Source organism: Leptolyngbya sp. CCY15150 (assembly GCF_016888135.1).
Lineage (GTDB): Bacteria > Cyanobacteriota > Cyanobacteriia > RECH01 > RECH01 > RECH01.
The window spans coordinates 1-778 of the sequence record NZ_JACSWB010000073.1; the positions used below are offsets into that span (position 1 = coordinate 1).

General features: G+C 51.5%; 1 protein-coding gene. It reads right to left on the reverse strand.

All coding sequences use genetic code 11. The features are described 5' to 3' along the window. Positions 1-87 precede the first annotated feature (87 nt). Positions 88-681, reverse strand: a complete 594-nt coding sequence (locus JUJ53_RS00390; RefSeq protein WP_204150018.1) for a DUF4158 domain-containing protein — start codon at positions 679-681, stop codon at positions 88-90. Positions 682-778 lie beyond the last annotated feature (97 nt).

Genomic DNA, 778 nt, shown 5'->3' on the forward strand with positions numbered 1-778 from the left:
CACTGCTGTTGCTGCTTGAGATGAAGCCCCAGACTGTTTGGCAGGCTGTGGAGCATGTTGTCATGGAGAGTAGCCGTTGAGCAGAACCTAGCCCCTGCCCAGAAAGCGGACGAGTTGTTGTCGTTCTGCTGACGTCAGTGCCTCGCTCACTTGCTGGTAGAGCTGCTTCGAATGGACTTTACGAACTGTCCTAGCTGCCCGCTCTAACGTCGAAAAGCCCGGTAGTTCAAAGCATTGCCGCACCAGTTCTTCGATGGCGATGTTGATCAGATCCACCAGATCATGCTTGGCGGTTACAGCCATTTCGAGGGCCTGAATCATGGTTTCGTGAGCTTTTTGTCCGAAGACCGTCATCTGCAAATAGTCGCGGACAATCGGCAGATGACGTTTCCGAGTCGCAGAAGCGTCATACTGACTCAAATCTTGCTGGGTGATGGGTGATTGAGTACTGGTGACCAGGTGCCGGATAATTTTGGCAGGGACATGGGCTAAGGCAATGCCGTAGCCTAATCGCTGAAAAGTCTTCAGTAACATGAGAAAGTTCAACCGGGTGGCCGCATTCCGAGTGACTCGCCGAGCAAGGGCCAATTCTTCCAGAGTCGGTGTGTAGAGACGCAGCAAATCTTTCTCGGTTGGATTGCTTTTGAGCCGTGGATAGGCGGTATCTTCGGGGCTTGGCACGACACAGAAAGCGCTCAATTAGGATATGAGCAGTGTTATACCAAGGCGTCTGGTCGTTTCCACCTAATATTCGAGCACCTTAAATACTACAAAATGT